Raw genomic sequence first — 5076 nt, forward strand, 5'->3', positions numbered from 1 at the left:
GCGCATCACGACGCGGTCCACCACCGCGCCGAGCAGGAGCCCGGCGACGATCGCCACCCCGAAGCCCAACCAGTACGAGCCGGTCGCGGCGGACACGGAGTAGGCGACGTACGCGGCGGCGACGGCCATCGCCCCCTGGGCGAAGTTGACGACCCGCGCCGCCCGCCAGATGAGCACCAGGGCCAGCGCGAACGCGGCGTACACCGCGCCCCGGGACAGGCCGTCGACGGTGAGGAAGACGAAGCGGTCCAACAGTCCTCCCTCCGGGGGACGAGGTGGTGGTCAGAAACCGAGGTACGCGTGGCGCAGGTCGGCGTCGTCGCGCAGCCTGGCCGCCGGTGCGGCGACCACCACCTGGCCGAGTGACATCACGACGCCCTGGTCGGCGACGGCGAGCGCACTGCGCACGTTCTGTTCGACCAGCAGCACGGTCAGGCCGGTCCGGTCGCGCAACTGGCGGAGCAGGGCCATCGTCCGGGCGACGACCCGGGGCGCCAGCCCGAGCGACGGCTCGTCGAGCAGCAGCAGCCGGGGCCGACCGACCAGCGCCCGGCCCAGCGCGAGCATCTGCCGCTCACCGCCGGAGAGCTGGTGCCCGAGCTGCCGGCGGCGGCGGGCGAGCGGCTCGAACAGCTCGTAGACCTCGTCGAGGGCACGGCCCGCGTCGGCTCGGTCGCGCCGCCACAGCCCACCCAGTCGCAGGTTCTCGTCGACGGTCAGCTCGCTGATCACGCCCCTCCCCTCCGGCACGTGCGCCATGCCACGTCGGACGAGCTGCTCCACCGGCGTACCCCGCAGGTCCTCCCCGGCCAGGACGACCTGGCCGGCGGCCGGGCGGATCATGCCGGAGAGCGCGCGCAGCAGGGTGGTCTTGCCGGCGCCGTTGGCGCCGACGACCGCGGCGATCGTGCCCGCCGCGACGGTGAGGTCGACGGCCCGCAGCACCGGCGCGGCTCCGTAGCCGGCCACCAGCCCACGCACCACGAGCAGGTCCGGCGCGCTCACGCGGCACCTCTTCTCGCTCGCGACTGCGGGGCTCGCAAACCCCGCTCACTCCTCGCGCTCACAGGGCTTCCTCGACCATGGCGCCCAGGTAGGCGTCGGTGACCGCCGGGTCGTCGCGGATCTCGTCCGGTGTGCCGGCGGCGATCACCCGGCCGAAGTCGAGCACCACGAGTTCGTCGCAGACGGCCATCACCAGGTCCATGTGGTGTTCGACCAGCAGCACCGCGCACGGGTCGTCGTCCCGACGGGGCAGCTGGCGGACCAGCTCCGCGAGGTCGGCGATGTCGTCTCCGCCAAGGCCACCGGCGGGCTCGTCGAGCAGCAGCAGTCGGGGGCGCGCGGCGAGCGCGCGGGCCAGGGCCACCCGCTGGCGTACGGCGAAGGGCAGCGTCCCCGGCGCGGCCTCGGCGTGCTCGGCGATGCCCAGACCGTCGAGGATGTCCAGGGCCTGTCGGCGCAGCCGCCGCTCGTCGCGGTCGCTGGCCGGCAGGCCGAACAGCGCCGCGGCGAAGCCGGCCCGCGCGGTGTGCGAGGCGCCGGTCAGCACGTTCTCCAGCACGGTGAGTCCGGCGAACAGCCCGGTCCCCTGCAGGGTCCGGGCGATGCCGAGCCGGGTCAGCCGGTGCGGCCGGGGCCGAAGCGGCCGGCCGTCGAGGGTGAGCGAACCCGTGTGCGGCGCGACGAATCCGCAGATCACGTTGAACAGCGTGGTCTTGCCGGCGCCGTTGGGCCCGATCACGCCCACCACCCGGTTGGGTGGCACCCGCAGCGAGACGTCGTCGAGGGCGGTGAGGCCGCCGAAACGGACGCCGATGTGGTGCAGTTCGAGGCCGCGATCCATCACCCATCCCTCTGCCGTGGCGGGTGTTATTTACACTCGCAGTGTACGTTTCTCGGGTATGGCGTCAAGACCTTCGATGAGCGGACGCGGTCGGGGCGGCCGCCAGCGGCGACCGCCCCGACCCCACGCTCAGGCGCTGGGGCAGGTGTTGCGGTACTCCTCGATCTGCGAGCCGCTCGGCCCGGGGCAGAGGAACTGCTCGTAGCGGGTGTCGTCGTCGACGAACCGCTTCAGCCAGGCCACCATCTGCCGGGCGGTCGGCGTGTTCGTCGTCTGCGGGAAGAAGTGGCTCGCGCCGTTCAGCTCCAGGTACGCCTTCTCGGCCGAGGCCGGGATGCTGGTGTAGAACGGCACCGAGTGCGACGCGACCGGCGCGACGGTGTCGCTCTCGCCGCCGATGATCAGCGTCGGCACCCGCAACTCGGACCAGCTCTTGTCCAGGTTCCACGGCGCCAGCGGCACCGCGGCCTGCAACGACGGCCGGGACGAGGCCGCCTCCAGGCTGCCCCCGCCACCCATGGAGTGGCCGGCCACGGCGAGCCGGCTGCTGTCGATCCGGGTGCGCACCGAGCTGCGCTCGGTGAGGTAGTCCAGCGCGGCGAGCAGCTGCCGGCCACGGCTGTCCGGTTGATCCAACCGGCTGTTGGTCTCGATGCCGATCACCACGAAACCGTGCGAGGCGATCCGCGGCCCGAGCCAGCTGATGCTGGACCAGGACGCGGTGTAGCCGGGCGAGATGGCGACGGCGCCGAAGGTGCCCTCGCTGGTGCTGGTCGGGTAGTAGATGACGCCGCCGCCGAAGCCGGTGACGCTCAGCGAGGACACACTCTGCGACGCGGTGGCGAAGGGGCCGCGACTGGCCTCCAGGATCGCGGTGGTCGGGGCGGGGCCCCGCTCGTACGGGCTCGCGGCCTGCGCGACGGCGGACGGGCCGGCCAGGACGGCGCCGGCGACCAGGGCGGCGGCCAACCCGAGCCGGGCGGCCATGGAACGGGGACGGGTGGTGGTTGGTGACGACACGTCGGGCACTCCCTAGAGTCGAGGGATATCGACGTTCGTCAGTCTTGGCGTCCCCTCCGATCCGCGCATCGGTGAAATCACCAGTCCCCCGTGTCCGATCGCGACACCTGTCGTGTTTTGACCGTCTGACCAGGGGTAGCAGGGCAGGGGCCTGCTCGTAAGCGCTCCATGGAGGGGTTCGTTCAGTGGATTCCAGCAAGCCCGCCGAGGCGGTCAAGAACGTCGTGAAGACAGCCTCAGAGAAGATCGCCGATGCGCTGACGCCGAAGGTCCCCGGCGCTCCCGGAAGTGCGCCGCCGGCGGTCGAGGAGCCGACCACCCCGCGCGACCCGCTGCCGCCCAAGCCGGAGCAGGGCGCACCGCAGACCCGTACGCCGACCGGCGCCGAAACCGGCGCGCCGACGACCGCGAACGGCCAGCAGGGCGCCTACCTGACCACCGCGCAGGGGGCGCGGCTGCGCGACACGGACCACTCGCTCAAGGCCGGACCCCGCGGCCCGGTCCTGCTTCAGGACCACCACCTGCGCGAAAAGATCACGCACTTCGACCACGAGCGCATTCCGGAGCGCGTCGTGCACGCCCGCGGCGCCGGCGCGCACGGCGTGTTCACCGCCTACGGCACCGCCGAGGCGGTCACGAGGGCCGGCTTCCTGAAGAAGGGGCGGGAGACCGAGGTCTTCGTACGGTTCTCCACGGTCCTCGGCTCGCGCGGTTCGGCCGACACGGTCCGCGACACCCGCGGCTTCGCGACGAAGTTCTACACCGACGAGGGCACCTTCGACCTCGTCGGCAACAACATGCCGGTCTTCTTCATCCAGGACGCGATCAAGTTCCCCGACATCATCCACGCCGGCAAGCCGCACCCCGACCGCGAGATCCCCCAGGCGCAGAGCGCCCACGACACCTTCTGGGACTTCGTGTCCCTGCACACCGAGGCGCAGCACCACACCATCTGGAACATGTCCGACCGGGGCATCCCGCGCTCGTACCGGACGATGGAGGGCTTCGGCGTCCACACCTTCCGCCTCGTCAACGAGGCCGGGGAGACCGTGCTCGCCAAGTTCCACTGGAAGCCGAAGCTCGGCGTGCACTCCCTCACCTGGGAGGAGGCGCAGATGCTCAGCGGCATGGACCCGGACTTCCACCGGCGCGACCTCTACGACGCGATCGAGGCGGGCGCGTACCCCGAGTGGGAACTCGGCATCCAGGTCTTTCCCGACACCCCGGAGGAGACCTTCGACGGCATCGACCTGCTGGACCCGACGAAGATCGTGCCGGAGGAGCTGGCGGAGGTGCAGCCGATCGGGCGGCTCGTCCTCAACCGGACGCCGACGAACTTCTTCGCCGAGACCGAGCAGGTCGCCTTCCACCTCGGCCACCTGCCGCCGGGCATCGACGTCACGAACGACCCGCTGCTGCAGGGCCGGCTCTTCTCCTACGTCGACACGCAGCTCACCCGGCTGGGCGGGCCCAACTTCTCGCAGATCCCGATCAACCGCCCGCACGCGGCCGTGAACGACATGCTGCGCGACGGCTTCCACCAGCACGCCGTACACGCGGGGGTGGCGCCGTACCGGCCGAACTCGCTCGACGGCGGCAACCCGTTCCCGGCCGGTGACGCCGAGCACGCGTTCGTCGACGTGCCGGTCACGGTGGCGCAGGCACCGAAGGTACGGGCCAACCCGGCCTCGTTCGACGACCACTACAGCCAGGTCCGCCTGTTCTGGCTGAGCATGTCGCCGGTCGAGAAGGAGCACATCATCCGGGCGTACACCTTCGAGTTGGGCAAGTGCTACCACCAGGCGATCAAGGAACGCCAGCTGCAGAGCCTCGCCAACATCGACCCGGTCCTGTGCGAACAGGTCGCCACCGGCCTGGGTCTGCCCGCACCGCAGCCGACCGTACCGCTCGCCGACGTCACGCCCAGCCCCGCGTTGTCGCAGGTCGGTCGGGACTGGCCGAGTGACGGTCGCATGATCGGGATCGTGGTCGACCCGAACGGCGACCTGGACGACGTCCACGAGGTTCGGCGAGCGGTGTTCGAGGCCGGGATGGTGCCGCTGCTGATCGCCCCGCACGGCGGCATGGTGGGCGACCTGCCGGTGCAGCGCACCTTCGCCACCGGCCGGTCGGTGGAGTTCGACGCGCTCCTGCTGGCCGGGGCGCCGGTGCCCGCGCCGGACGCGATCCCGGCCCGGGACGCCAAGGCG

The 5076-nt window shown here is 71.8% G+C and carries 5 protein-coding genes; 1 reads left to right on the plus strand and 4 read right to left on the minus strand.

Annotated elements, in window-relative coordinates; all coding sequences use genetic code 11:
* The 4 genes from JNW91_RS29520 to JNW91_RS29535 form a co-directional block, all read right to left on the minus strand.
* The coding region (locus JNW91_RS29520) for an ABC transporter permease subunit (RefSeq protein ID WP_407664409.1) at positions 1-252 on the minus strand (252 nt) is incomplete at its 3' end.
* Between the two features lie 30 nt (positions 253-282).
* Positions 283-1005: an ABC transporter ATP-binding protein gene (locus JNW91_RS29525; RefSeq protein ID WP_203178786.1), complete on the minus strand. Its 723-nt coding sequence runs from the start codon at positions 1003-1005 to the stop codon at positions 283-285.
* Positions 1006-1063: 58 nt separating this feature from the next.
* Positions 1064-1846 carry an ABC transporter ATP-binding protein gene (locus tag JNW91_RS29530; RefSeq protein ID WP_203178787.1) on the minus strand — a complete coding sequence of 261 codons (783 nt, stop codon included), beginning with the start codon at positions 1844-1846 and terminating at the stop codon, positions 1064-1066.
* Between the two features lie 129 nt (positions 1847-1975).
* The gene (locus JNW91_RS29535; RefSeq protein ID WP_203178789.1) at positions 1976-2833 is read right to left on the minus strand and encodes an alpha/beta hydrolase family protein; all 858 of its coding nucleotides are present in this window, start codon (positions 2831-2833) and stop codon (positions 1976-1978) included.
* Positions 2834-3051: 218 nt separating this feature from the next.
* Between JNW91_RS29535 and JNW91_RS29540 the strand changes: the two genes are divergently transcribed.
* On the plus strand, positions 3052-5076 hold a 2025-nt coding region (locus JNW91_RS29540; RefSeq protein WP_203178788.1), incomplete at its 3' end, for a catalase.

The organism is Micromonospora parastrephiae, from assembly GCF_016802865.1.
GTDB classification, from domain to species: domain Bacteria; phylum Actinomycetota; class Actinomycetes; order Mycobacteriales; family Micromonosporaceae; genus Micromonospora; species Micromonospora parastrephiae.